The following is a 2,771-nucleotide window of genomic DNA, read 5'->3' on the forward strand; positions in this document are numbered from 1 at the left end:
AACGATACCCGCCTTCTCCAGCTTGCGCAGCCTGAGCCAGCAGGGGGTAGGGGAAAGGCCCGCCTTTTCCGCCAGCGCCAGCTTGGTGATGCGCCCGTTCTCCTGGATGGCTTCCAGGATGCGCAGGTCGATGGCGTCGATCTTCATGCGGTCGCCCTCCGGGCGGGGATCATGTCAAAGTCGGGAAAAAGACAATGGAAAGGCATTTAGACATTGTCAATTGAACTGAATTTGAGCACTGTTGAAATCATGACAAATTGGCGTCCCGACATATCCCAATTGCGCCGTCCGGCCTATCTCTCTCTGGCCGAGCAGATCGCGCGCGCCATCCAGGAAGGGCTGCTGCCGAACGGTACACGCCTTCTGCCGCACCGCAAGCTCGCCGACGACCTGAAACTCTCCGTCCAGACCGTCAGCCGCGCCTATGACGAGCTGATCCGCCGCGGCCTCATTTCGGGCGAGGTCGGCCGCGGCTCCTTCGTACAGACACAGCCGAAGGAGCCGGAGCCGCCCTATCTGCCGGAGCGGCTGGGCGAACTTGTGGATCTGTCGATCCTCAAGCCCGTCTGCGAGCAGCTGCATCTCGAGCGCATGCGCGAGGCCTTCGGCTGGCTTGCGGAAAATCTGCCATCGAGCTCGGCGCTGTCCTTCCGCCCCAATATGGTGTTCCCGCGTCATCGCGCCGTCGCGGCCGAATGGCTGGCGCGCTGCGGGCTCGATATCTCGCCGCTCAACATCAGCCTCACCAATGGCGCGACCTCGGGCATGACGGTCGCTCTGATGAGCGTGGCGCCGCCCGGCGCGACGGTGGCGACGGAGGCGATCAGCCACCACACGCTGGTGCCGCTCTCGACCTATCTCGGCCTGCATCTCGAGGGCCTGCCGATCGATCGCGACGGCATGATCCCAGAGGCGCTCGACGAAGCCTGCCGCAAAGGCGTTATTCGCGCGGTTTTCCTGCAACCTTCCGTGATCAACCCGACGGCCACACTGATGAGCGGCGAGCGCCGGCAGGCTTTGGCGGACGTCGCGCGGCGTCACGATATCGCGATCATCGAGAACGACATTCTCGGCCCGCTCGTCGAGCGCAAGCCGCAGCCGATCGCGGCCTTCGCGCCGGAGCGCACGCTCTACATCACCAGTTTCACCAAGATCACGGTGCCGGGCCTGCGCATCGGCTATCTCGCGGCCCCCGACCGCTACGTCGCTGCCGTTGCCAACCGGCACCTCGTCTCGAACTGGATGGCAACGCCGTCGATTGCCGAGATCGCCACCCGCTGGGTCAGCGACGGCACGGCGATGGAATTGGTCAACTGGCAGCGACGGGCGCTTGGCGTTCGCCATGCCATTGCGGAGGAGGCCTTCGCGGGGTTGCCCTACCATGCCCATCCGCAAAGCCTGCATGTCTGGCTGCCGCTGCCGGAAGGGCACACCGAGGAAGGCTTCGTTTCGCAGGCCCGCCTGCGTGGCGTCGCCATCGCGCCGGGCTCCTCCTTCCGCACGGCGGACCAAGGCTGGCATCCGGCCGTGCGCATCTCGCTCGGCTCCACGACCGAGCAGGAACTTCGTACCGGCCTCGGCATTCTCGCTTCGTTGGCCAGCGGAAACCCGGAGGCGTTGCTGCTCGCGATTTAGGGCAAATTGCCCGCCAAATGCGCATGGAAACAATAATTGTCATGAGATTATTATTCGGATTGACATGATTTTGATCGCCGCGCATCGTTAGGCCATCACTTGTCCCGCCAGGGAGAGACAGGCATGGCCGCACCAATCATCCGCATCGACAACATCACCAAGCGCTACGGTCCCCTGACCGTGCTCGACGGTTTGTCGATGGAGGTGCTGCCGGGCGAAAAGCTCGCCCTTATCGGCCCGTCCGGCTCCGGCAAGACGACGATCCTGCGCATCCTCATGACGCTGGAAACAATCAGCGGCGGCCATATCGAGGTCGAGGGGGACCAGCTCTATCATATGCCGAAGAACGGCAGCCTCGTGCCGGCCGACGACCGCCACCTGCACCGGATGCGCGAGAAGGTCGGCATGGTCTTCCAGCACTTCAATCTCTTCCCGCACAAATGCGTTCTCGACAATGTAACGCTCGCGCCGATGCTGACCAAGGGCGTGGCGCGTGCGGAGGCTGAGAAGCGGGCGATGGAGCTTCTCGACATGGTGGGCCTCGCCGACAAAGCGAAGAGCATGCCCGCCCAATTGTCCGGCGGACAGAAGCAGCGTGTCGCCATCGCCCGCGCCCTCGCACTTTCGCCGAAGATCATGCTGTTCGACGAGGTGACCTCGGCGCTCGACCCGGAACTGGTCGAGGAGGTGCTGAACGTCATGCGCAAGCTCGCCGCCGAGACCGACATGACCATGCTGCTGGTCACGCACGAGATGGGTTTCGCCCACGACTTCGCCGATCGGGTCCTGTTCTTCGATCGCGGCAAGATCGTCGAGGAAGGCAAGCCGGACGAGATTTTCCGCAATCCCAGGCAGGAACGCACACAGACCTTCCTGCGCAAGATCATCGCGGCAGGGCACCGCGTCTGAGGTGCTCCAGGCACTTCAAGAGAATGGCCCCAAACAACAACCACAGAGGAGTTCGCACGATGAAGATCAGACATTTCATGAGCATGGCTGCCGGTGCCGGCGCGCTGATGGCAATCGCCGCCGCAACCCCGGCGTCCGCCGATGACGCCAAGCTGGAGGAACTGAAGGGGCAGGGCTTCGCCCGCGTCGCCATCGCCAACGAGCCGCCGTTCACGGCGGTCGCTGCC

General features: G+C 63.7%; 3 protein-coding genes and 1 pseudogene. 3 read left to right on the forward strand and 1 reads right to left on the reverse strand.

Annotated features, from left to right (window positions below; translation table 11 throughout):
* Nucleotides 1–147 (reverse strand): Lrp/AsnC family transcriptional regulator (locus ACOZK4_RS18765; protein ID WP_421593309.1); only part of this gene is annotated, 147 nt, incomplete at its 3' end.
* 66 nt (nt 148–213) lie between these two features.
* On the opposite strand from ACOZK4_RS18765, the gene ACOZK4_RS18770 reads away from it, so the two are divergent.
* From ACOZK4_RS18770 to ACOZK4_RS18780, 3 genes and pseudogenes are all read left to right on the forward strand, one after another.
* Nucleotides 214–1,635: a PLP-dependent aminotransferase family protein gene (locus ACOZK4_RS18770; protein ID WP_421593186.1), complete on the forward strand. Its 1,422-nt coding sequence runs from the start codon at nt 214–216 to the stop codon at nt 1,633–1,635.
* 123 nt (nt 1,636–1,758) lie between these two features.
* Nucleotides 1,759–2,544 carry an ectoine/hydroxyectoine ABC transporter ATP-binding protein EhuA gene (ehuA, locus tag ACOZK4_RS18775; RefSeq protein ID WP_421593187.1) on the forward strand — a complete coding sequence of 262 codons (786 nt, stop codon included), beginning with the start codon at nt 1,759–1,761 and terminating at the stop codon, nt 2,542–2,544.
* Between the two features lie 59 nt (nt 2,545–2,603).
* Nucleotides 2,604–2,771: pseudogene (locus ACOZK4_RS18780) on the forward strand (ectoine/hydroxyectoine ABC transporter substrate-binding protein EhuB); the annotation flags it as partial.

The organism is Shinella sp. M27 (assembly GCF_049199905.1).
Taxonomy (GTDB): Bacteria; Pseudomonadota; Alphaproteobacteria; order Rhizobiales; family Rhizobiaceae; genus Shinella.

What these genes read in the sequence shown, in the direction of transcription:
- ehuA (WP_421593187.1), top strand. Translation starts at nt 1,759, where the DNA reads ATGGCCGCACCAATCATCCGCATCGACAACATCACCAAGCGCTACGGT.